Genomic DNA, 22062 nt, shown 5'->3' on the forward strand with positions numbered 1-22062 from the left:
TTGTGGGGTGGTCTCTTTTTGTTTTCTCCCCCCGGGGGCCGGGCCCGCCGGGGCCCGCGCCCCGCCACCGCTCTCGGGGGACGCCGGGGAGGGAAGGCGTGCGCCCCGAGGTTCTCAGCGGCAGGTGCGCCCGCCGTTGATGCAGCGCACCGCGTTGGCCATCAGGTTGTCCGACATCACGTTGATGAAGTCGCCGTGGTCGGTCACCGGCTTGTGCAGCTGCTCGGGGAAGCTGTCCACGGCGAACTTCGCGCCCGGCTGGACCCCGTAGACGATCCGCTGCACCAGTTGCGGGATCGCCTTGAAGCCGTTCGGGCAGTTGCCGTTCTTGTCCGCGAACGCCACGTGCGTACGGTGGTTGGCGCTGTCGGTGTTGCGTCCGTCCCAGCAACTCTGGAAGTTGAAGGTGCGCACGACGTCGCTGCCCTTGGGGCAGATCGGGTACTTGTCCTTCAGCTGCCGGTTCTCGAACCCGGTGCAGCTCCACGAGGCGTTGGCGTTGGCCGTCCCGTTGGTGAACGCCTTGGCGTCACCGGTGATGATGCGCAGGAACCGCGGCATGGCCGCGACCTTGCTCGCGGGGCTGCCCTTGAAGTCGATCGACACCTGCTTCGGCTGCAGGATCGTTCCGACGTTCCCGTCCTGGCCGCCGCCGGGCGCGGCAGCGTCCCGTTCCTTCTGTCCGTTGCGCAGCCGCAGCACCGGCCAGTAGTAGGTGGACTGGTCGCCGTTGGTGCAGGTCGTTCCGGACGCGGCGAGGCTGTTGTTGGTGGAGAACGCGTCGGTGGTCTTGTTGCCGACGTAGTCGTGCATGTGGTGCGCGCCGTTGCTGACGCCGGGCGCGACGATGACGTTGTCCGGGTTGAAGTGGCGGTTCTCGTTGCGCCCGCACTGCACGGAGAAGGTTCCGGTGGACGCGCCCCCGCGGGCGGCGGGCTTCTTCACGTTGGGGCGTACGGTGCCGATGGCGACGAAGTCGCTGCGCGCGGGACCGCCGGCGCCCTTGGCCGCGGCCGGCGCCGCACCGGCGGCCTGGGCGTTCTTCACGTCCGCGGCGTCGGCGGCCGGGGCCTCCTGCATCGAGCAGGCGCTCAGCGGGTCCAGGCCCTGGGGGCGGGAGCCCGCCTTGGCCATCGCGTCGGAGAGGCGGCCGATGGTCCCGCCGCGCTGGTTCTTCAGGTCGCCCAGGAGGGCGTTGCCCTTGGCCCGGCCGGAGGAGAGCTTGGCGTAGGCGTCGGCGACCTGGGTGTCGAGTTGGGCGAGGTTCTCGTCGACCTCCTTGCGCGCCTGCTCCGGGACGTCGCGGAGCTTGTCGCCGACGTCGGGGCAGTCGATGGTGGCGGTGACCGCCGCCTTGCCGTCCTGCCCGGCGGAAGCGCCCTGGGCGAGGAGACCGACCCCGGCGCCGCCCATGACTAGGGCGGCCGCCACGGCGAGGGCCTTGTGGGCAGGTCGGAGACGGCGTTTGTGGCCCTTTTGACTCATGCGATCACTTCACTTCGTCGATCGGGAAACGGTGGAGGGAGCCGGTGAGGCGTCCGCGAGGCCGTCGAAATCGACCAGCCCGGTGTCCTCCAGGACCGAGATGTGGTCCAGGACGGTGGCGTTGGCGTCGGTGGCCAGGGCGCGGACCATGGAATTGCGGGTCTGGGACCGGATCTGCGCCACGAGGGCGAACACCTTGCCGTGCGCCCGACGCAGCAGTTGGGCGAACAGTCGCTCGTACTGGGCGCCCTGGGCGCGGTCGAGCTGGTCGAGCCAGTCCTGCTGCTGGGGGCTGGGTTGGTCCGGCAGTTCGACGCCGAGGGCCTGACCCACCTCCAGTACCCGGCGGTCCAGTTCGGTGTGGCCCTCCACGAGGTGCTCACCGGCGGTCTTCACCGTGGGGCGAGTGGGACGTTGCTGGGCCTGCCGGCCGGCGGGGAGTTCCCACAGACCGGCGAGCCGGACCTTGCGGACGAAATCCCGGTCCGCGGGGGTCAGCGGCCCGAAGGCCGTGCTCAGGGTTCCGGCGCCGTCGTCGTCCGCTGTGGCCGTGGCGGCGGAGGCGGACGTACCGCCGAACTTGTCCACGGGGATCAGCAGGGCGATCAGGGTGAAGGCGAGGGCACCGATGACGATGCCCGTCCCGATCACGTGCCTCGAAGCGAGCGACATGCTGCCGACGGACGACCGACGCAGTGACGGCACAGTACCTCCTTGCTCTGGGGGCCAGGAGGGCTGCGGGCCGTACCGGCGGCCGCGACGGGCCGCCCGGACGCATCCGCACTCCCGGGTGCCAAGGGACGCTAGTGCCGCCCGTGGTGACCGGACATCAAGGCAATCACCATCGGATAGACATCCGGGGAACCCCCCGAAAGGCTGGTACCGTGCCCCGGCCGCACCCCGGTCGTCGCCGGCTCCGCCCGTGGGTGCCCTCCCCTGCCCTCCCCCTGCCCGCGTGCCGCCCGCGCCCGTGGGGAAGGCGCGTTGCGCCGCGCGGCCGCCGGGCGCACCGTCGGTCGTAGGGTGGAGCGGGACGGGCCCAGGCGGGTGCGAGGCGAGGCGAGGAGACCCGGTGCGTGACGCAGACTTCTTCCGACGCTGGATGGACGCCACCGCCGAGGCGGTGGAACGCGAGGCGGACCGACTGACCGAGCTCGACTCCCCCATCGGGGACGCCGATCACGGGAGCAACCTGCTGCGCGGGTTCGTGGCCGTACGGAGCGCCCTGGCCGGCGCCGATCCGGCGACCCCGCCGGGCGCACTGCTCCAGCTCGCCGGGCGGACCCTGATCTCCACGGTGGGCGGCGCGTCCGGGCCGCTGTACGGGACGCTGCTGCGCCGCACCGGCAAGGAACTCGGCGAGGCCGCCGGGGTCTCCGACGACGAGCTGCGCGAGGCCCTGTCGGCGGGCGTGGGCGCGGTGGCCGGGCTGGGCGGCGCGGCGCCGGGCGACAAGACGATGCTGGACGCGCTGGTGCCGGGGGTGGCGGCGCTGGGCACCTCCTACCGGGCCGCGGCGGACGCCGCGGAGAACGGCGCCCGTGCGACGGTGCCGTTGGTCGCCCGCAAGGGCCGGGCCAGCTACCTGGGCGAGCGCAGCGCCGGGCACCAGGATCCGGGGGCCACCTCGTCCGCCCTGTTGCTGGACGCGCTGGCCGACACCGCGGAGGGCGCCGCGTGAGCGCCGGACCGCTGGTCGGGATCGTGCTGGTGTCGCACAGCGCCGGCGTGGCGGAGTCCGTGGCCGAGTTGGCCCGCGGGCTGGCCGGTCGCGGGGCGGTGGCCCCGGTGGCCCCGGCGGGCGGCACCGCCGACGGCGGGCTGGGCACGAGCGCCGACCTCATCGTGGCGGCCGCGTCGGCGGTGGACGCGGGCGCCGGGGTCGCGCTGCTGGTGGACCTGGGCAGCTCGGTACTGACGGTGAAGTCGCTGCTGGAGGAGGGCGACCTGCCGGCCGGGTGCCGGCTGGTGGACGCGCCGTTCGTGGAGGGGGCGGTGGCGGCGGTCGTGGCCGCCTCGGCCGGTGCGGACCTGGACGCGGTCGTGGCCGTCGCCGCGGAGGCGTACGCGTACCGCAAGGCCTGACCGACCCGCGCCGAGCGCCTCCGGCCCTTGCCGACGCCTCGGGCGCGGACCGGCCCGGGAGGGTTCGGTCCGCGCCGGGGGCGGTGCGTCCGTCAGCGGCCGCGCAGGTTCACGATCTCCCGGCGGTCGCGCTTCGTCGGCCGACCCGTCCCCCGGTCGCGGATGCCGACGACGGCGGCCTCGACGGGGGTGGGCGGCGGCGGGCTGTTGTCGATGAAGCACTCGGCGGCGACCGGTGCGCCCACCCGCTTCGTCACGGGCCGTCGGACGACCACGATCCGCTCGCGACCGGCGTGGAAGAGCCGTACCTCGTCGCCCGCGCGCACCGTCTGCGCCGGCTTCGCGCGTTCCCCGTTGACCTTCACGTGCCCCGCCCGGCAGGCGGTCGCCGCGACGGAGCGGGTCTTCGTCAGACGCACCGACCAGATCCAGGCGTCCACCCGGGCGCTCCCCGTCTCCACCGGCCCGGTCGGGGGCGTTGCGGTCGTCGACGGCTCCTGCGTCTTTTCGTCAGCCATGCCCCGACTTTACCGAGCGCGGAAGCCGAAAACGGAATGACTTTTGGCGGATAACACAATGCGTATGGCATCTGCGATGGAGATCATCCCAAACGAATTGCAAATGCCCGAGTGATGCCCCTACCTTGTCGCACATGCAGTCCTACACGATCGGACAGGCGGCGCGCCTGCTGGGCGTCAGCCCGGACACGGCACGCCGTTGGGCCGACGCCGGCCGGGTCGCGACCCATCGCGACGAGGGCGGCCGTCGCCTGATCGACGGCCGCGATCTGGCCGCCTTCTCCGTGGAGGTCGGCCAGGGCGCGCACGTCGAGGACGGAGAGCCCTACACCTCGGTGCGCAACTCCTTCCCCGGCATCGTCACGGCGGTGAAGCTCGGCGACGTGTCCGCCCAGGTCGAGATCCAGGCGGGTCCCCACCGCCTGGTCTCCCTGCTGACGCGCGAGGCCGTGGAGGAATTGGGGCTGGAGGTCGGAATGCGGGCCACCGCCCGCGTGAAGTCCACCAGCGTGCACGTCGACCGAGCCTGACCCGGCACGGCCCGTCCCGCGTTCCGTCCCCTCGCCCCGTCCACCCCGCCGATCCCGTCCCGCGCCCACGTCCGCCGCTCGCGCCTTCCGCTCTCCCCAGACCTCCCCGCCCGCTCCGCCCGTCACCGGCGCGGGTCACCACCACGCGGTCCCGGCACCAGGCCGGCCGCCGACCCGACCGAGGAGCACCCAGCCATGTCCCCGATCCTGAACCGTCGTACCGCGACCGCCGTCCTCACCGCGGCCCTTCTCGTACCGCTTTCCGCCTGTGGCGGCGGCGACAAGAAGTCCGACACCGGCGCGTCCGCCTCCGCCTCCGCTTCGGCCTCCGCGCCCGCCGCCAAGACCGCGAACCTGACGGTCCTCGCCGCGTCCTCGCTCACCGACGTCTTCAAGACCGCGGGCGCCGCCTACGAGAAGGCCAACCCCGGCACGAAGGTCACGTTCTCCTTCGCCGGCTCGCAGGAACTCGCCGCCCAGGTCAAGCAGGGCGCCCCCGCCGACGCGCTCGTCACGGCCGACACCAAGACGATGGACGGCCTCAAGGCCGAGACGAACGACCCCTCGGTGATCGCGAAGAACCGTCTCGTCATCGCCACGGGCAAGGGCAACCCCTTCAAGGTCGACGACCTGAAGGACCTGGCCGACACCAAGCTGAAGGTCGTCCTCGCGGCGCCCGAGGTTCCCGTCGGCCGCTACAGCAAGCAGATCCTCGACGCCCAGAAGGTCGAGGTGAAGCCGGTCTCCCAGGAGCCCAACGTCCGCGCCGTGCTGAGCAAGGTCGAGCTCGGTGAGGCCGACGCCGGTCTCGTGTACAAGACCGACTCCGCCAAGTCCGGCGACAAGGTCGTCACCGTGGACATCCCGGACGACCAGAACGCCGTCGCCTCCTACCCGGCCGCGACCCTCAAGCAGTCCAAGAACGCCGAGGCCGCCGCCGCGTTCGTGACCTGGCTGAACGGCCCCGAGGCGCAGAAGATCCTCCAGGACGCCGGTTTCCAGAAGCCGTAACGACAACGCCGAACGACGGCGTACGGCGCACGCCGCCGTAGCCGTACGCCGTCGAAGGGGGGACTGCCCGGTCCGGGGGGACGGGCAGTCCCCCTCGGCGCTCCCGGCCCCGGCGGCGCACCGCCCTCCGTAGGCTTCGTCCCCGGCACCTCCCGGTACCGGTCCCAGCAGCTCCAGCCAGGAACCCCCATGAGCAGACTCCGCACCCGCAACCGGCCGCCCCTGACGCTGGCGCTCCCCGCGCTGCTCGCCGTCGCGTTCCTGTTGCTGCCCCTGATCGGCATCCTCACCCGGACCCAGTGGGGCGAACTCGGCACCCACCTCACCAGTCCCGGCGTCGTGGAGGCCCTCAAGCTGTCGCTGGTGGTGTCCCTCTGGGCGCTCGGACTGTCGCTGGTCCTCGGCGTACCCCTCGCCTGGCTGTTGGCCCGCGTCGAGTTCAGGGGCAAGGCCCTGGTCCGCTCGCTGGTCCTGCTGCCGATGGTGCTGCCGCCGACCGTCGGCGGTGTGGCGCTGTTGCTGGGCTTCGGGCGGCGCGGACTGCTCGGGCCGTGGCTGGAGGAGACCTTCGGCATCACGCTGCCCTTCCACACCTCCGGCGCCGTCGTCGCGGCCACCTTCGTCGCGATGCCCTTCCTCGTCATCAGCCTGGAGGGCGCGCTCGGCGGCCTCAAGCAGAGTTACGAGGAGACCGCCGCCTCCCTGGGCGCCTCGCCGGTACGGGTCTTCTTCACCGTGACGCTGCCCATGGTGGCCCCCGGGCTGATCGCGGGCGCGGCCCTCACCTGGGCCCGCGCCCTCGGCGAGTTCGGGGCGACGATCACCTTCGCCGGCAACCTTCCGGGCACCACGCAGACCCTGCCCCTCCAGGTCTACCTGCTGCTCCAGGACCAGCCCGAGGCCGCCACCTCCGTCTCGCTGCTGCTGCTCGCCATCGCCATGGGCGTGCTGATCGCCCTGCGCGGCCGCTGGACCGGCACCCCCGCCGCCCGCCCCGCGGTCGAGGTCCCGCCCGTGGCGGAGGAACCCGCCGCGCCCGGCCCCGAACTCGCGGGAACTCCGGCGGTGACCGACGGGGCGAAGGCCGCGGAGGGCGCCGACGGGGGGCGCTGGCCGCTGCACGCCGAGGTGACCGGCTTCAACGAACTCACCCTGGACGCCGCGCCCGGCACCACCATCGCCGTCGTCGGGGAGAACGGCGCGGGCAAGACCACCCTGCTGCGCGCCCTGTTGGGCCTGACGCCGCGCGCCCACGCCACGCTCAGCCTCGGCGACACGGACGTGACCGCGCTCCCCCCGCACCGGCGGCAGGTGGCGTGGGTCCCGCAGGACGGGGCCCTGTTCCCGCACCTGAGCGCCCTCGCGAACACGGCGTACGGGCTCCGCGCGCGCGGCACCGATCGGGTGGCCGCCCGCAGCGAGGCACAGGCCTGGCTGGACCGGCTCGGTGTCGGTCACCTCGCCCGGCGCAGGCCCGCGCAGCTGTCCGGCGGGCAGGCTCAACGCGTCGCCCTGGCACGGGCGCTGGCCGCCCGACCCCGGCTGCTGCTGCTCGACGAGCCGCTCGCGGCCCTCGACCAGACGACCCGGGCCCGCGTGCGCCACACCCTGCGCACCCACCTGGCCGGCTTCGGCGGCGTCTGCCTCATCGTCACCCACGACCCGGTCGAGGCGGTGTCGCTGGCCGACCGGGTCCTCGTGCTCGCCGACGGCCGGACCCTCCAGGACGCCGCGCCCGCCGAGGTCACCCGGCACCCCCGCTCGCCCTGGGTCGCGCGGATGCTCGGCCGCAACGCCTGGCCCGGGACCGCGTCCGCCGAGGGCCTCGCGCTCGCCGGCGGCGGCCGGTTGGTGGTCGCGGAGACGTTGCCCGAGGGGGCGCAGGCCCTCGCGATCATCGCCCCGGAAGCGGTGTCCGTGCACCGGGACCGCCCGGGCGGCAGCCCCCGCAACGTCTGGCCCGGCACCGTCCGGGAGATCACCGCCGTGGGCAGCCGGCTGCGCGTGCTGATCGCCTCGGCCGAGGCTCCCGACCTGGTCGCGGAGATCACCCCGGAGGCGGCCGCCGAACTCGGCGTGATCGACGGCGCGGCCGTCTGGACGAGCGTGAAGGCCACCGAGGTCACCCTGGTACGTCTGTAGGCCGCCCCGGCCCCGCCCGAAGGCCGTCGCAGTCGCAGTCGCACGAGGGGACCGGGGCTTCACCGCCCCGCCGGTCCCGTGGACCCGCGGCGGCCTCCGCGTCCGCGGTCTACGGGCGTTCCTGACGCACCGACAGCCACTCGCGGCCCGGGGCCGGGAAGACGTCCACGCCGAACAGGGTCCGGGCCGTGCGGGTCGTGGCGACGGTCGGCACGCCCTCGCTGCGGGCGGCGACGAAGCGGGGCGCCCCGGGGGTGATGAGCACCGCGTTCTTCCCGGTGCCGCGCCGGAACTCCGCGAGGCGCCGGATCAGCAGGGCCGCCTCCTTGCGGTCGATGGTGTGGGGGGCGTACGGGGTCACGACGGCCAGCGCGCCCGTCCAGGGCTCGCGGGCGGCGGCCGTGAGCGCCTCGGTCAGGGCCCTCATCCGGGCGAGGCCGCCGCCGTCGAGGGTCCGGCGGGTGGTGTCGAGGGGCAGGAACCGGACGCCGCGGTGGACGAACGGCCGGGGTTCGGTGCCGGTCAGCACGAGGTCCGCGGTCCCGGCCGGTACGGCCGTCCCCGGGGCGGGGGCCGGCGCGACGGCGAACCTCCAGGCCCGTGCCCGTACCTGCTCCGCGGAGGCCACGACGGGGTCCGGGCGGACGGGGCCGGGCACGGCGGGACCGGTGGGCGGGGTCCGGGCGGCGAGGGTGTCCAGGACCAGCCGGCCGGGGCGGGTTCCGGTGGCGGAGATCCCGGTGAGGGTCAGGGGCCGCTCGGCGGTGGCGGGCAGGGCGAGGTTCAGCTCCCGCCGGCCGGTCCAGTCCACGGCGGGCCCCCGCAGGGTCACCACCGCCCCGTCCGCGTCGAGGAGTTCGAGGGTGGGGCGGGCCCCCGAGGCGTCGCCGTGGACCCACAGCGACAGCGACCGGGCGAGCTCCGGTACGGGCAACGGGCGGGGCGGGACCGCCGCGGCCGGCAGGCCGGGGGCGGGTTCCAGGGCGAGGCCCCGGGCCGGGCCGCCCCCGGCCGGTGCCGTGCCCGTACCGGTCCAGGAGCCGGCGTCCTCCAGGCCGGTGACGGGCCGGGTCACCGAGCCGACCCCGAGGGCCACTTCGGTGGTGATTCCGGTGGCGGGGCCGCGGGCGGGCGCCGGGGCGGAGGCGCGGACGGTGGCGCGCAGGCGGCCGGTGGCCTGCGGGACGAGGGCGGTGACGGTGTATCCGCCACGGCCGTCCTCGGTGACGCTCCACCGGCTGCGGTCGTAGTGCAGGGTCACGTCGCGGGGTTCGACGGGGGCTGCGGCGCCCTGGGCGTCGTATCCCGTCAGGGTGAGCGTGGCGCTCTCGTCGCGCGACAGGAGGCCGATCCGGGCCGTGCCGGGTCGGAGCCGGTCCAACGGACCGAGCACGTCGAGGCGGAGCCTGCCGTGCGCGCCGCCCCGCCGGGCCTCGACCGTGACCGGGCCGGGCTTTCCGGCCCGGAACACGGCGTCCGGTCCGACCCGGCCGGCGGTGGCGGTCCATCGCGGGGTTCCCTCCGCGGGGCCGGACGAGGCGTCGTGGCCGGTGGCGGTGAGGGTGCGGGTCAGTCCGGGAAACAGCCTGGTCGCGCCGCCGCGCGCTTCGACGCGGTACCCGGCGAGCCGCCCGGATCCGGCCGGGGCGGTGAGGACGAGCCCGTTGGGGACGGGGCGGGGGCTTCCGTCGGAGGGGGAGTTCTCCGTGGTCGGGGCCGACGCTCCGGGCGCCGACGCGAGCAGGGTCGAGGAGCCGCCGCCGTCGAGGTTGAGGGCCTGGTGCGCGCCGAGGCGGTGCAGGAGTCGGCCGAGTCCGGTGAGGGTGAGGCCGGCGCTGTCGCGTTGCCGCCCGTCCACCGTGAGGAGCCGCAGCCGGCGGCCGTCCGCGGAGAGGGCGGCGGCGGTGCGCGGGGCGGCGGTGTCGTTGGGCCGACCCGAGTGGTCCTGCGGCCTCCCGTCGACGACCAGGGGCTCACGGCCCCCGACGGCGGCCACGGGGACCGGCCCGGACGCGGGCAGGGGACGCGGGGTGACGGTCACCCGGTCCCCGGGGCGCAGGGCCGCGAGGGCGGCCGTCTGCCGCGCGCCGCTCGCGAACAGCAGGGTGGTGCCGGGTGCGGGGCGCCGCGGCCGGGCGGACCGGAGCGGGGTCCGGGCCGGCGCGACGACCGTCGCGTCACGGAGTTCGACCACCGCGCCGGGGCCGGGTGCCGGGGCGGGAAGGGTCCTGCCCGACCAGTCGGCGGTGTAGGCGGAGAAGCCCTCCGCCGGGGGCCGCGCGGCGTTGTACCCGGCCAGTGGGCGGGCCGGGCCGCCGGGCAGGGTGACCGCGCCGGCCCCCACGAGGCGCAGGACGCGGCCGGTGCCGTCCGCCCCGAACCCGACGGCTGCCCCGCCCGCGGGCCCCGGCGAGGCGGAGTGCAGCAGCCGGCCCGCGCGGACGCCCGGGCCGAGGGGAGCTCCGGTGGCCCGGATGTCGAAGAAGTCGCCGTTGACGGCGGCGACGACCCGCCGTCCGGGCCCGGCGTCGTGCCGGGCGGCGGCCTCGGCCACGGTGACCGGCCCGGCTCCGCCCAGGTACTCGGCGCGCACCCCGCTCGTCGCCCCGAGGTCCGCCACCAACTCGTCGATCCGCAGCCACCGGTCCCCCTCCAGCCGGTCGTAGGACTCCAACCGCACCCCCGGCGCCACCTGCCGCCCGACCCGGGCGGTCTCGAACCCGTCGGCGGGGTCCGCGGGACGCGGACCGGCCGGGGCCGTCAGGAGGGTGGGGAAGGTCGGAGCCGCCGGGGCGGCGGGGGCCATCGGGGCCCCGTACGCTCGCCCCTCGGATCCCCCGGCGAGCAGGTGGGCCGCGTCGGGCGCGAGGGGGCCGGGGAACCCGGCGGGCGCGGGGAACGGTGGTCGGCCCAGGGGCTCCTGGGTGAGGAAGAGCCCGCGTTCCGGGTCGGACGCGAGGGGCCCGGGCCGTGCCGGGGCCGCGACGTGCGCCGGATGTTCGCGGACCTCGGCGCCCGCGGCGTGGGCGGGGGTCGCGAGGGCCGCGGCGAGCAGGGCGGGCAGCAGCGGGCGAAGGCTCGGCATCCAGGCAGGATCGATCACTTCGTAGGACGATCGGGTCGTGCGCCCGCCGGACGCTGGCGTGTTCAGCCATTTGCCGTCCGGCCTTCGCGGGCCTCAGTCGTCCCACGCCACCCGGGGCGTGCCGGCAGGCTCCGGCGGGGGTTCCGGTTCGGGTCGCGCCAGCCGCGGCCCCGGCCCGGCGCCCGGCATCCGCCCGGCGCCCGCACCCACGTCCGCAATCGCACCCGCACCCGCACCGGGCGGGGGTTCCGGGAGGTGTCCCGGCGCCGGAACGGGGACGTCGAACTCGCACCACACGCTCTTCCCGCCGCCCCGCGGCTCCACTCCCCAGTCGTCCGCGAGCCGGTCCACCAGCATCAGGCCGCGGCCCGACACCGCCCAGTCCCCCGCTTCCCGGCGCCTCGGCAGGGCGCTGCTCGTGTCCTCCACCTCGATCCGGATGCGGCCGCCGGGGGTCAGCCACATGACGACGTGGCCTCCGCCGTCGGTGTGGACCAGGACGTTGGTCATCAGCTCGTCCGCCGCCAGCTCGATCTCGTCGGCCTTCTCCCGGGCTCCCCACGCGGCGACCGCGGCCCGGATCAGGTGGCGGGCCATCGCCGGTCCGTCCGGGTCGCCGGGCGTGAGCCGCTGGTGCAACGGGCCTCCGCCGCGCGGCACCGCGGCGCCCCGGCGGCGCAGCAGGAGCAGCGCCATGTCGTCCCCGCCGCCCGCGTCGCCGACCAGGTCGCAGAGCACGTCGGCGAGTTCCTCGACGTCGGTGGGGCCCGCGCCGGCGGTGTCCATGAGCTCCCGCATGCCGGATTCGGGGTCGCGGCCGGGCCGCTCGACCAGGCCGTCGGTGCAGAGCAGCAGGGTGTCCCCGGGGTGCAGTTCGAGGGAGGTGACGGGGTAGCCGGAGCCGGTGCCCTGCCGGTCGCGCGGGGGCAGGCCCAGGGGGAGGCCGCCCGCCACCTGGATGCGGTGGCAGCTGCCGTCGCCGCGCCGTACGACGGGGTCGAGGTGTCCGGCGCGGACCATGCGCAGCATGCCGGTGTTGAGGTCGACCTCGGCGTAGGTGCAGGTGGCGAAGCGGTCGGTGGCCAGTTCCCGCAGGAACGCGGAGGCGCGGGCCATGGCCGTGCCGGGGGTGTGTCCTTCCAGGACGTACGCGCGGAGCACGATCCGCAACTGGCCCATGACGGCGGCGGCGTCGGTGTCGTGGCCCTCGACGTCGCCGATCATCACGCCGACCCGGCCCGCGCCGAGCGGGATCACGTCGTACCAGTCGCCGCCGATGTCCCGGCCCATCCGGGCGGCCCGGTAGCGCACGGCGATCCGCGCGCCCGGCACCTCCGGGATCCGGCGCGGCAGCATCGCCCGCTGGAGGCCCTCGGCGAGGTCGTGCTCCTGCTCGAACAGCATGGCCCGCTGGAGGCCCTGCGCGATGCCGCTGGCGAGGGCGACCAGGAGGTTGCGTTCCTCGGCGGTGAAGTCCCCGTCCCGCGTGTAGAGCAGCCCGAGCGCGCCTACGGGTCGCCCCTGGGCGATCAGCGGAAGGTAGACGCCGCTGCGCACCGAGAGCGGTTCGATGTACGGCCACAACAGCGGGTAGCGCTGCTGGAACTCCTCCCGGGAGGAGATGTAGACCGACTGCAGGGTGCGTACGGCCTCGCTCATCGGAAATCGGGCGTCGATGCGCGTGTACTCGATCTCGGGGACGTACGTGCCCAGCCGGCCCTCGGCGACCAGGTGGATGCGGCCGCCGTCGACGACCCCGAGCATGACGCTGACGGCCCCGAGGTGGCCGAGGGCCTCGCGGTCCTTGAGGACGTCGGTCACGTCGTTGACGGTGCGCGCGTGGGCGAGGATCGCGGTGGTCCGTTCGACGACGCCGGTCATCCGGCGGCGCCCCTCGTCGCGCTCGCCGGCGGCTCCTGGTTCCCCGGGGTCGCGGGCGGCGTCGCGGAGGATGCCGATGATCCGGTACGGGCGCTCGTCATGGTCCCGCAGGATGTGGCCCTGGAGGTGGATCCAGGCGGTGTCGCCGCCGTCGCGGGGGGTCCGGAAGTAGACCCCGTAGTGGCTGCGGCCGTCCTGGAGGGCCTGCACGACGCGGCTGTCGTACCGCTCCGCCTCCCCCGGGGCGACGCGGGCGCGCAGCCCGGCCGGAGTTCCGTCGAACTCCTCCGGACTCAGGTCGAGCACCTCCAGCGCGGTGGCGTCCAGATGCATCCGCCCGCTGTCGAGATCCCAGTCGAAGGTACCCATGCGGTTGAGCGCGAGGCTCAGATCAGGCCGCGCGGGCCAGTCGACCTCGGGGTTTCGTCCCCGTTGGTCCATGCAGCAAGGGTCTCACTGTTACCCCGTCCCCGGCATGCGCAGGGAGCGCCCGGCGCCGATCGGGTCAGTCCCGGGAGGGCGGGGCGGTCGCCGGACCGGAGGTGCTGGGGGTACCGGTGTCGGTCGGGGTGCCGGTGGTGCTCGCGTGACCGGTGTGGGTCGGGGTGCCGGCCCGTTCCTGCTTCGGCCGGTCCGCCGGCGCCGAATCCGTTGTTCCCGTCGGGGTGCCGGAGTCCTCGGTGAGCCCGGGTGCCCTCGACCGCGTCGACGGCCCGTCGGAGGTGTCCGGGGACGTCCCGTCGGGCGGATCGGCCGGGGAGTCCGCCGGCGAGGAGGGGGACTCGTCGGACGGGGTGTCCCCCGGGCTGTCGGAAGGCGGGTCCCCGGACCTGTCGGAGGGGGTGTCCCCCGGGCTGTCGGAGGGCGGGCCGTCCGGACTCCCGGAGTCGGTGACGGGCGGCGAGGTGACGGGCGGCGAACCGTCCGACTCCGACGGCGTCACGGGAGGGGTGGGCGGCGGACTCACCGGCGGGGTCGTGTACTTCGGGGTGGGGATGACCGGCGGCGGTACGGGCCGGTCGGGCTTCGGGTCGGCGCCGCGCTCGCGCTCGAACCAGCGGCGGTCCTCGTGGTCGTAGATCACGATCTTGTTGACGACGGTCACCGACGGGGCGATGACCACCACGTCCTGCGGCCGGTAGGAGGTCCACGGCTTCCCCTGCCGTTCGGCGTCGGCCTTCAGCGCGACCGCGGCCCCCAGCGGGTTGCCGCACGCACAGCGCACCCGGGGCACGCCCCGGTCGTCCACGAGGACGGCCGTCCCGGCCTGGAGAACCGCCTGGTAGGGGGTGGCCCGGCCGTCGCGGAAGCCGTGGTTGGTGACGCGGGTGTCCAGGGCGAGCTGTACGGGGGTGAGGGAGCGCAGGTAACCCGGCACGGCGCCCGGTCGGATGCCGAGCGCGGAGGCGAAGGCGGTGTTCTTGGCGGGCTCCGCCGCCAGCACCGCGATCTGCTTCTCGACGTCGCAGCTGGCGACGTTCTTGGTGCCGCCGTACAGGCCGGGGCTGGACCCGGTGACGCTGCGGATTCCGAGAGGGGCGCCGGTACTCCGAGTGGGTGATGTGGACGGGCCCGGCGGCCGGCTCGCGGGCGGCGGCACGGTCGCCCCCTCGGCGGCCGTGGACTCGGTGAACGGGTCGGGGCCCGTCGCGGCGGCGGGCTGGAGGAACACCTCGGCGCCGGCCCGGTCGGGGTCGGGCCTGGGCGTGCCCCCGCCGCCCGACCGGGTCAGCACCACCACCAGGGCCGCGACGGCGGCCAGCGCGACGATCGCGGCGGCCGTTGCACGCAGGGAGCGCCACCAGGGCCTCCCGGACGGGTCACCGTCCGATGGCGGGGGCGGGCCCTGCGGTGGCGGCGCTCCCCGCCCGCCGCCCGAGAGCGGCCCGGAAGGCGGCCCGGTGGGCGGTCCGGGCGGGCCCGACGAGGAGCTTCGCGAAGACCCCTTCGAGGCTCCCGATCGCGAGGCCCCCGACGGCGGCGACGCCGCGGACGGCGGTTGGTCGGGCTGCGGCGGACGTTCGCCGGAGGGTTGCGTGGTCACAGGCTCTCTTCCCAAGCGAACGTGCCGCCGACGAGCGGGAGGTTTCCGGACTTTTCGCACTTCTGCCGACCATTGTGTGCGTCGTTCGGGTGGTGGCCGCAAGCCGGGGGTGCCTACCGTTGCAGGGTGATCCGTACCTCTTCGAGGGGCTGGTGGGACGCTCTCGTCGCCGTCGTCGCGGGCTTCGTGGCGATGGCCGCGGTGGCCGCCGTCGGGCTCGCCCTCGCGGGCGCCGGCGACCTTCCGGAAGGGGCGTTCCCCCGGGTGGTGGCCGCGGTGGTGGTGATGGCGGCCGGCGGCGCGGTGGAGGTGTCCGGCGGGGCCGGGTTCCTGGCCGAGGCGGACGCGAGCCTGTCCGTGCTCCCGCTCTCGGTGTCCCTGGCCGGCGCGCTCACCACCGGTGCCCTCTTCCTGCGCCCCCTGCACAACCGGGCCGTCGCGGCGCCGGCCGAACTCCTGGTCCGGGCGGCCCGCCCGGCGCTCCTGTGGCTGCTCGCCCTGCTCGGCGCCGCCCTGCTCGCCCGCCGGGAGTTCGGCCTGTCCACGGGTGACCCCACGCTCGGGGAGATCGGCGAACTCCTCGACGCCGCGCCCACGGTGGGCTTCCGCGCCGACCTGCCCGCGACCCTCTTCTTCGGACTCCTTTGGATCCTGGGCCTGTTGCTGATCGCCCTACTGGTCTCGCGGCGCGCGCCGCTGCCGGCCGGGCTCGTCCGTTTCCACGCGGCCGTGCGCCCCGCCGCCTTCGCCACGACCCTGCTGCTCCTCGCGTACGTGGTCCTCGGCCTGGTCGTCGGCGTGGTGGTCGCCGTGACCCAGGGGCACGGCGACCGGACCCTGGCCGTCGTCCTGTTGGGCCTGCCGAACCTCGTGTGGCCCGCCCTCACCCTCGGCTTCGGCGGGGCCTGGCGGGGGCGGGTGGAGGGCCCCTTCGGGCTGCCGATGCCGCGGCTGCTCGACGAGGCCCTGCGCGGGTCGGAGCCGTCCACGGTGGACGTGGCCTCCCTCGCCGAGCGGGACGTCCGGGCCTGGTGGCTGGTGGCGGTGGCGGTCGTCCTGCTGCTCGGGACGGGCGTGCTGGCCGCCCTGCGCTCCCCCGAGCACGTCCGTCCCGGGCGGCACGCCCTCCATCTGGGCGCGGCCCTGGCCCTGGGCACCCTGACGGTGTGCCTGCTGGCCCGCGTCCAGGCACAGTTCGGGCTCTCGCTGCTGGGCATCGGCGGGGCCGACACCGGCCTCGGCGGCACGGTCGAGTTCACGCCGCTGCTGTTGCGCACGGTCGGCCTCGCCCTCCTGTGGGGGGCGGTGGCCGGCTTCCTCGGCGCCCTCCTGGCCGGCCCCTTGCGCCGCCGGGTCCCGGCCGACGCCCCGGCCCGATCATGACGACGGGGCCTCCCACCCGCTCCCGAACACGGGCAGCGCCCAGGACGGGGGCGGCGCGGGGACGTCCGTCACCGAATGCCGCGCGGGCCGCGGCGCGCGGGATCCGGCGGCTCGCAGGGCCGTCGTGAAGTCCAGGCACCGGTCCCAGCGGTCCCCGGGCGACTTCGCGAGGGCCTTCGCCAGGACGGCGTCGACCTCAGGGGGCAGGTCCGGGCGCTCCGCGGACGGCGGCGGGGGCGGATCGTACTGGTGGGCCCACAGCAGGGCCAGGTCGTCGTCGCGCCGGAAGGGCGGGCCGCCCGTCAGCATCTCGTGGACCACGCAGCCCAGGCCGTAGACGTCGCAGCGGCCGTCCACCGGCTTGCCGGAGATCTGCTCGGGGGCCACGTAGTCGAGGGTCCCGACGAACTGTCCGACGGTCGTGAACCCCGTCAGCGACAGCGACTTCTTCGTCAGTCCGAAGTCCGTGAGGTACACGTGCTCGGGGTGGTCGCCGTCCGTGCCCTCCGCGACGAGGACGTTGCCGGGCTTCACGTCCCGGTGGACCAGGTCGTGGGCGTGCGCCGCGTCGAGCGCCGAGGCGACCTGGCCCGCGATCCGCGCCACCGTCGGCACGGGCAGGGGGCCCGTCCGGTCGAGCAGGGCGCGCAGGTCCTGGCCGGCGACGTACCGCATCGCGATGTACAGGAGTCCCTCGGCCTCTCCGGCCTCGAAGACCGGCACGATGTGCGGGTGGTCGATGGCCGCCGCGACCTTCGACTCGTGGGCGAAGCGCGCGCGGAAGGCGTCGTTGCGGGCCAGTTCGGGGGCCAGCACCTTCAGTGCGACCGTCCGGTCCAGGCGCAGGTCCCGCGCCCGGTAGACGACGGCCATGCCGCCCCGGCCGATCTCGTCCTCGACGAGGTACCCGGCGATCCGCCGGCCCGGCAGGCCGGCGGGCCGTCCCGGCGGCGCGTCGGCGGCGCCCGTCACGGTCCGTCCCCGTCGGGCGTGGCGGTGACGCGGGTCGGAGCGTGCGGCACTTCCCCCGCGCCGGCCCGCGCGCCGGGGTCCGCTCCGGGCGGCGGCTCCGGCGCGGGCGGGGGCCCCGGTTCCGCGTCGACCGCGTACGTCGTCGGGCGGCTGCCGTCGGCGTACATCCACCGTCCCCCGGCCTCGTCGTAGACCCACAGCCGGTCCCCGTCGAGCACGACGCCGGCCCGCAGCCCGAGGGTGGCGCGGCGGACGCCGTCGGTGTCGAGGCGGCCTTCGGTGAGGTCGGCGGCGGCGCGGCGGACGCGTTCCAGTGCCTCGGCGGTACGGGCGAGCAGCGGTGCGGGGTCCTCGGTCCGTTCGAGGGGGCGGCCCGCCGTCGGGGGCGGCTGCGGGACGGCCACCAGGAGCCGTCCGTCGACCCAGGCGGACCACCCGTTGGAGCAGAGGACCTCCGCCCATTCGCCGCGCCGGGACAGCAACTGCACCGGGAGGAAGGCGTCGAGCGCGACGGTCGGACGGGTCGGGTCGGGGGCCTCCCAGGCGGGCAGTCCGTCACCCGGGACGACGTGCGTGGGCCGGAATCCGGCACCGGGCGCGCCCGGTCCGCTGTTCACCGGCGCCTACTTCCGCATGATCGCGGGCTCGTGCCGGCGCAGCAGCCGGGCGACCAGTACCCCGAACAGGACGGACAGGGCCACCAGCATGCCGATGTCGAGCAGCCAGACGCCGGCGGAGTGGGCGAACAGGGGGTCGTCGGTGAGCGGGCCGGGCACGATCCGGCCGAGGTCGAGGGTGGCCGCCATCGCGCCGAGCGCCCAGCGCGAGGGGACGAGCCAGGCGAGCTGTTCGATGACGGGGACCCCGTCGAGTTGCAGGAGCGCCCCGCAGAAGACCACCTGCACGATGGCGAGGAGGACCAGGAGGGGCATGGTGACCTCCTCCTTCTTCACGAGGGCGGAGACCAGGAGGCCGAGCATCATCGCGGTGAACGACAGCAGGGCGACGGCCACGATGATCTCCAGGAGCGGCGGCAGGAAGACCCCCCTGCCTCCGGGGGCGCCGAGTTCCACTCCGAAGAGGCCGACGAGCGTGAGGACCACGGCCTGCGCGACGGTGATCGCCCCCAGCACGACGACCTTGGACATCAGATAGGCCGATCTGGAGAGTCCGACGGCACGTTCCCGCTGGTAGATCACCCGTTCCTTGACGAGTTCCCGGACCGCGTTCGCGGCGCCCGTCAGGACGCCTCCGACGCACAGGATGAGCAGGGCGTTGATCGCCGATTCCCTGGTCAGGGTGCTGCCGGCGAGGGCGCGGGCCATGGCGCCCATGACGAAGGGCAGCGCGACCATGATGGCGAGGAAGGTCCGGTCGGCGCCGAGGGCGGCCGCGTACCGCCGGATCAGTGTGGAGAGCTGGGACCCCCAGCTCTGCGCGGTGGGCGGCGGAGCGACGCCGGCGTCGACGGGGCCCGGCCCGGTTCCGTCGGGCAGCGGGGGGCGGGCGGTGCCCGTGACGTACCTGCGGTACTCGGGCGAGGCCGCGTACCGGCCCGCCCAGTCGCGGTCCCGCTCCTTCTCGAAGGCCTCGAAGGCCTCGGGCCACTGGGTGAAGCCGAAGAAGTCCAGGGTCCGGCCGGGCGGTCCGAAGTAGGCGGTGCGTCCGCCGGGTGCGAGGACCAGCAGCCGGTCGCAGACGTCGAGACTGAGCACGCTGTGGGTGACGACGATGACGGTGCGACCGTCGTCGGCCAGCCCGCGCAGCATGTGCATGACGGAGCGGTCCATGCCGGGGTCGAGGCCGGAGGTGGGTTCGTCGAGGAAGAGCAGGGAGGGCTTCGTCAGTAGTTCGAGGGCCACGGAGACGCGTTTGCGCTGGCCGCCGGAGAGGCTGTGGATGGGCTGGTCGGCGCGCTGTTCGAGGCCGAGTTCGCCGATCACCTCGTCCACCCGGGCCTGTCGTTCCGTCTTGGCGGTGTCCTGGGGGAAGCGGAGTTCGGCGGCGTAGGTGAGGGCCCGGCGGACGGTGAGTTGGGCGTGCAGGATGTCGTCCTGCGGGACGAGGCCGATCCGGCTGCGCAGTTCGGCGTAGTCGCGGTAGAGGTCGCGGCCGTCGTAGAGGACGCTGCCGTGGTCGGCGGGGCGCAGTCCGGTGAGGGCGCCGAGCAGGGTGGACTTGCCGGCGCCGCTGGGGCCGATGACGGCGAGCAGGCACTTCGCGCCGACGGGGAAGGAGACGTGGTCGAGGAGGGTCTTGCGGCCGTGGTCGACGGTGACGGCGAGGTCCTGGACGTCGAGGGAGACCTCGCCGGTGTCGACGTACTCCTGGAGCCGGTCGCCGACGAGGCAGAACGCCGAATGTCCGATGCCGACGATGTCGCCCTCGGCGACGGGTGCCCGTTCGACGGGGGCTCCGTTGAGGTAGGTGCCGTTGTGGCTGCCGAGGTCGGCGATCTCGTAGGTGCCGTCGGCGAGGGCGCGCAGTTCGGCGTGCCGGCGGGAGACGACGAGGTCGTCGAGGACGAGGTCGTTGGCGGGGTCGCGGCCGATCCGTACGGCGGTCCGGGCGGGCAGCGGCCGGACGCTGGTGGGCCGACGGAAGGTGCCGGTCAGGGCGGGCGCCGCGACCCCGGAGGGCCGGGCGGGCCGGGCGACGGATCCGGGGTCGGGGGTCGGGGGCGGCGGTGGCGGGCGGCCGACGAGGACGACGCGCGGGCCGTCCTGGGGGCTGCCGAAGCGCAGTTCGCTGCCGGGGCCGACGTTCCGGGCGTGGACGCGGTGGCCGTCGGCCCAGGTGCCGTTGGTGCTGCCCTCGTCCTCGACGGTCCAGTGGTCGCCGTCGGGGCGCAGTACCGCGTGGTGCCAGGAGACCCGTGCGTCGTCGAGGCAGATCTCGCAGAGGGGGTCGCGGCCGACGTGGTAGATCCGCTCCGGGCTCATCTCGGTGGAGCCGCGGGCGGTTTCCAGGACGAGTTCGGGCGGGGTCGGCACACCGGGGCGCTGGACCATGGACAGATTTTCCCATGATCCGACGCTGCTGGCATAACCGCAGGTCAGAGGGGTGTTAAAGGTAATGACAACGGTCCCCGTTGCAGCCTTTGCCGATCGCGTCGCGGTGCGCTTCACTTCACGCGTCGGAACCGAACAAACGGCGAACAAGACGGGGGAAGCGATGAGCGCGCACGAGCAGGCGCACGAGCACGGACACCCGGGGCGAGGCGGCCGGGAGGGCCGCGACCCCGCCGGGCGCGAGCACCCCGAGCACGGTCACGACGCCCACGCGCACGGCCCCGGCGGGCACTCCCACGGGGTGGACCCGGACGCCGACCGCCGCTGGTTGGGCATCGCCCTGGTACTGATCTGCGGGTTCATGGCGATCGAGGTGGTCATCGGCGTCATGGCGCATTCGCTGGCGCTGATCTCCGACGCCGCGCACATGCTGACGGACGCCGTCTCGATCGTCCTGGCGTTGATCGCGATGCGGCTGGCCGCCCGCCCGGCCCGCGGCGGTTTCACGTTCGGCCTCAAGCGCGCCGAGATACTTTCGGCGCAGGCCAACGGTCTGACGCTGCTGCTGTTGGCGGTGTGGTTGGCGTACGAGGCGGTGCGGCGCCTGATCGATCCGCCGCCGGTGGAGGGCGGGCTGGTGCTGGTGACGGCACTGGCGGGCATCGTCGTCAACGTGGTGGCGGCCTGGTGCATCTCCCGGGCGAACCGGACCTCGCTGGCCGTCGAGGGCGCCTACCAGCACATCCTGAACGACCTGTTCGCCTTCATCGGGACGGCCGTGGCCGGTCTGATCGTGCTCACCACCGGTTTCCGGCAGGCCGACTCCATCGCCTCGCTCGTGGTGGTGGTGCTGATGGTCAAGGCGGGCTACGGGCTGGTCCGCGAGTCGGGCCGGATCTTCCTGGAGGCGGCGCCGGCCCATCTGGACCCGGACGCGGTCGGTGACCGGCTCGCCGGGCACCCGCCGGTGACGGAGGTCCACGACCTGCACATCTGGACGATCACCTCGGGGCAGGCGGCGCTGTCCGCGCACGTGCTGGTGGAGCCGGCGGGCGACTGCCACGCCGTGCGCCGCGACCTGGAGGCCCTGCTGGAGAAGGAGTACGGGATCACCCACACCACCCTCCAGGTGGACCACGTCCAGGACTCGCTGCTCTCGGTCGGGCGACCGGGCGACGAACACTCGGGCGACGGGCACTGCGCCGACGCCCACGGTCCGGTGCACCGGCAGGGCCCGCACCCGCACTGACCTTCACCCCGCACCGACTTCCCCTCGCACCGACCTTCACCGCACCGACTTCCCCTCGCACCGATCTTCACCCCGCACCGACCGCTGAGCACGGTCGGGGCGGGGCATACATGGGTCCATGACGGGACCGATCAGGTACAAGCGCAGTGCCGGGCTGCTCCTCTTCCGGCGGACCGCCGACGGGGTCGCGGAGGATCCGGGCTCCGGGATCGAGGTGCTGCTGGGGCACATGGGCGGTCCGCTGTGGTCGGGGCGGGACGCCGGGGGCTGGGCCATCCCGAAGGGCGAGTACGGCCCCGAGGAGACCCCGCGGGAGGCGGCCCGCCGGGAGTTCACCGAGGAGATCGGGCTGCCGCCGCCGGAGGGCGAGCACCTGCCGTTGGGCGACGTACGGCTGACGAGCGGGAAGCTGGTGACCATCTGGGCGGTGGAGGCCGACCTCGACCCCGCGCTGATGGTGCCCGGCACCTTCACGATGGAGTGGCCGCCGCACTCGGGCCGCGAGGAGGAGTTCCCCGAATTGGACCGGGTGGCCTGGTTCGCTCCCCCGATGGCCAGAAACAAGCTGATTGCCTCTCAAATCCCGTTCCTGGAGCGACTGTTGGGGCTCCTGAAGGGTTGACCCGACCTTTACTTGCCAACAAACCCCACCTGCATGGACATTGC

Annotated in this window: 16 protein-coding genes and 1 pseudogene; 8 read left to right on the forward strand and 9 right to left on the reverse strand. The window is 74.7% G+C overall.

All coding sequences use genetic code 11. The features are described 5' to 3' along the window. Positions 1-114 precede the first annotated feature (114 nt). Positions 115-1485 carry a DUF1996 domain-containing protein gene (locus tag ACFVS6_RS38805; RefSeq protein ID WP_389711244.1) on the reverse strand — a complete coding sequence of 457 codons (1371 nt, stop codon included), beginning with the start codon at positions 1483-1485 and terminating at the stop codon, positions 115-117. Positions 1486-1494: 9 nt separating this feature from the next. Next, positions 1495-2190: a DUF4142 domain-containing protein gene (locus ACFVS6_RS38810; RefSeq protein WP_389711245.1), complete on the reverse strand. Its 696-nt coding sequence runs from the start codon at positions 2188-2190 to the stop codon at positions 1495-1497. A 367-nt stretch (positions 2191-2557) separates the two neighbouring features. Between ACFVS6_RS38810 and dhaL the strand changes: the two genes are divergently transcribed. Both dhaL and ACFVS6_RS38820 read left to right on the forward strand, forming a co-directional pair. Further along, positions 2558-3166 carry a dihydroxyacetone kinase subunit DhaL gene (gene dhaL, locus ACFVS6_RS38815; RefSeq protein ID WP_389711246.1) on the forward strand — a complete coding sequence of 203 codons (609 nt, stop codon included), beginning with the start codon at positions 2558-2560 and terminating at the stop codon, positions 3164-3166. Then, complete coding sequence (locus ACFVS6_RS38820) at positions 3163-3570, forward strand: PTS-dependent dihydroxyacetone kinase phosphotransferase subunit DhaM (protein WP_389711247.1); 408 nt, start codon at positions 3163-3165, stop codon at positions 3568-3570. Before dhaL ends, ACFVS6_RS38820 begins: the two co-directional genes overlap by 4 nt. A 92-nt stretch (positions 3571-3662) precedes the next feature. Here ACFVS6_RS38820 and ACFVS6_RS38825 read toward each other — a convergent pair whose 3' ends face one another. Further along, positions 3663-4088: an RNA-binding S4 domain-containing protein gene (locus ACFVS6_RS38825; RefSeq protein ID WP_389711248.1), complete on the reverse strand. Its 426-nt coding sequence runs from the start codon at positions 4086-4088 to the stop codon at positions 3663-3665. Between the two features lie 134 nt (positions 4089-4222). On the opposite strand from ACFVS6_RS38825, the gene ACFVS6_RS38830 reads away from it, so the two are divergent. The 3 genes from ACFVS6_RS38830 (at position 4223) to ACFVS6_RS38840 (ending at position 7771) form a co-directional block, all read left to right on the forward strand. After that, positions 4223-4618, forward strand: coding sequence for a molybdopterin-binding protein (locus ACFVS6_RS38830; protein ID WP_389711249.1), 396 nt, complete (start codon positions 4223-4225; stop codon positions 4616-4618). A 195-nt stretch (positions 4619-4813) separates the two neighbouring features. Further along, on the forward strand, positions 4814-5629 hold the full coding sequence (gene modA, locus ACFVS6_RS38835; RefSeq protein ID WP_389711250.1) for a molybdate ABC transporter substrate-binding protein: 816 nt from the start codon (positions 4814-4816) through the stop codon (positions 5627-5629). Positions 5630-5818: 189 nt separating this feature from the next. Continuing rightward, positions 5819-7771, forward strand: a complete 1953-nt coding sequence (locus tag ACFVS6_RS38840) for an ABC transporter permease (RefSeq protein ID WP_389711251.1) — start codon at positions 5819-5821, stop codon at positions 7769-7771. A gap of 109 nt (positions 7772-7880) precedes the next feature. On the opposite strand, the gene ACFVS6_RS38845 is transcribed toward ACFVS6_RS38840, so the two are convergent. The 3 genes and pseudogenes from ACFVS6_RS38845 to ACFVS6_RS38855 all read right to left on the reverse strand — a co-directional run. Next, the gene (locus ACFVS6_RS38845) at positions 7881-10856 is read right to left on the reverse strand and encodes a phosphodiester glycosidase family protein (RefSeq protein WP_389711252.1); all 2976 of its coding nucleotides are present in this window, start codon (positions 10854-10856) and stop codon (positions 7881-7883) included. Positions 10857-10949: 93 nt separating this feature from the next. Then, on the reverse strand, positions 10950-13178 hold the full coding sequence (locus ACFVS6_RS38850; RefSeq protein ID WP_389711253.1) for a SpoIIE family protein phosphatase: 2229 nt from the start codon (positions 13176-13178) through the stop codon (positions 10950-10952). A gap of 193 nt (positions 13179-13371) precedes the next feature. Next, a pseudogene (locus tag ACFVS6_RS38855) lies at positions 13372-14781 on the reverse strand (DUF6777 domain-containing protein); the annotation flags it as partial. 126 nt (positions 14782-14907) lie between these two features. Here ACFVS6_RS38855 and ACFVS6_RS38860 point away from each other — a divergent pair. Beyond that, positions 14908-16164 (forward strand): streptophobe family protein, encoded by a 1257-nt coding sequence (locus ACFVS6_RS38860; RefSeq protein WP_389711254.1) that lies wholly within the window; start codon positions 14908-14910, stop codon positions 16162-16164. Here ACFVS6_RS38860 and ACFVS6_RS38865 read toward each other — a convergent pair. Genes ACFVS6_RS38865 through ACFVS6_RS38875 form a run of 3 tightly spaced genes read right to left on the reverse strand, consistent with a single transcriptional unit; the run spans position 16159 to position 20147 of the window. Further along, positions 16159-17136, reverse strand: coding sequence for a serine/threonine-protein kinase (locus ACFVS6_RS38865; protein ID WP_389711255.1), 978 nt, complete (start codon positions 17134-17136; stop codon positions 16159-16161). The genes ACFVS6_RS38860 and ACFVS6_RS38865 overlap by 6 nt on opposite strands. Further along, positions 17133-17753 carry a hypothetical protein gene (locus ACFVS6_RS38870; RefSeq protein ID WP_389711256.1) on the reverse strand — a complete coding sequence of 207 codons (621 nt, stop codon included), beginning with the start codon at positions 17751-17753 and terminating at the stop codon, positions 17133-17135. The genes ACFVS6_RS38865 and ACFVS6_RS38870 overlap by 4 nt, the downstream gene beginning before the upstream one ends. Before the next feature lie 6 nt (positions 17754-17759). Then, positions 17760-20147, reverse strand: a complete 2388-nt coding sequence (locus tag ACFVS6_RS38875; protein ID WP_389711257.1) for an FHA domain-containing protein — start codon at positions 20145-20147, stop codon at positions 17760-17762. Positions 20148-20310: 163 nt separating this feature from the next. Between ACFVS6_RS38875 and ACFVS6_RS38880 the strand changes: the two genes are divergently transcribed. Beyond that, on the forward strand, positions 20311-21396 hold the full coding sequence (locus ACFVS6_RS38880) for a cation diffusion facilitator family transporter (RefSeq protein WP_389711258.1): 1086 nt from the start codon (positions 20311-20313) through the stop codon (positions 21394-21396). 118 nt (positions 21397-21514) lie between these two features. Beyond that, positions 21515-22018, forward strand: coding sequence for an NUDIX domain-containing protein (locus ACFVS6_RS38885; RefSeq protein ID WP_389711259.1), 504 nt, complete (start codon positions 21515-21517; stop codon positions 22016-22018). Positions 22019-22062: the final 44 nt, after the last annotated feature.

The organism is Streptomyces sp. NPDC057939, assembly GCF_042887545.1.
Taxonomy (GTDB): domain Bacteria; phylum Actinomycetota; class Actinomycetes; order Streptomycetales; family Streptomycetaceae; genus Streptomyces.

Excerpts from the sequence above, each read along its gene's own strand:
- ACFVS6_RS38805 (WP_389711244.1), bottom strand. The coding sequence starts at position 1,485 with ATGAGTCAAAAGGGCCACAAACGCCGTCTCCGACCTGCCCACAAGGCC.
- ACFVS6_RS38825 (WP_389711248.1), bottom strand. The coding sequence starts at position 4,088 with ATGGCTGACGAAAAGACGCAGGAGCCGTCGACGACCGCAACGCCCCCG.
- ACFVS6_RS38830 (WP_389711249.1), top strand. The coding sequence starts at position 4,223 with ATGCAGTCCTACACGATCGGACAGGCGGCGCGCCTGCTGGGCGTCAGC.
- modA (WP_389711250.1), top strand. The coding sequence starts at position 4,814 with ATGTCCCCGATCCTGAACCGTCGTACCGCGACCGCCGTCCTCACCGCG.
- ACFVS6_RS38840 (WP_389711251.1), top strand. The coding sequence starts at position 5,819 with ATGAGCAGACTCCGCACCCGCAACCGGCCGCCCCTGACGCTGGCGCTC.
- ACFVS6_RS38845 (WP_389711252.1), bottom strand. The coding sequence starts at position 10,856 with ATGCCGAGCCTTCGCCCGCTGCTGCCCGCCCTGCTCGCCGCGGCCCTC.
- ACFVS6_RS38850 (WP_389711253.1), bottom strand. The coding sequence starts at position 13,178 with ATGGACCAACGGGGACGAAACCCCGAGGTCGACTGGCCCGCGCGGCCT.
- ACFVS6_RS38875 (WP_389711257.1), bottom strand. The coding sequence starts at position 20,147 with ATGGTCCAGCGCCCCGGTGTGCCGACCCCGCCCGAACTCGTCCTGGAA.
- ACFVS6_RS38880 (WP_389711258.1), top strand. The coding sequence starts at position 20,311 with ATGAGCGCGCACGAGCAGGCGCACGAGCACGGACACCCGGGGCGAGGC.
- ACFVS6_RS38885 (WP_389711259.1), top strand. The coding sequence starts at position 21,515 with ATGACGGGACCGATCAGGTACAAGCGCAGTGCCGGGCTGCTCCTCTTC.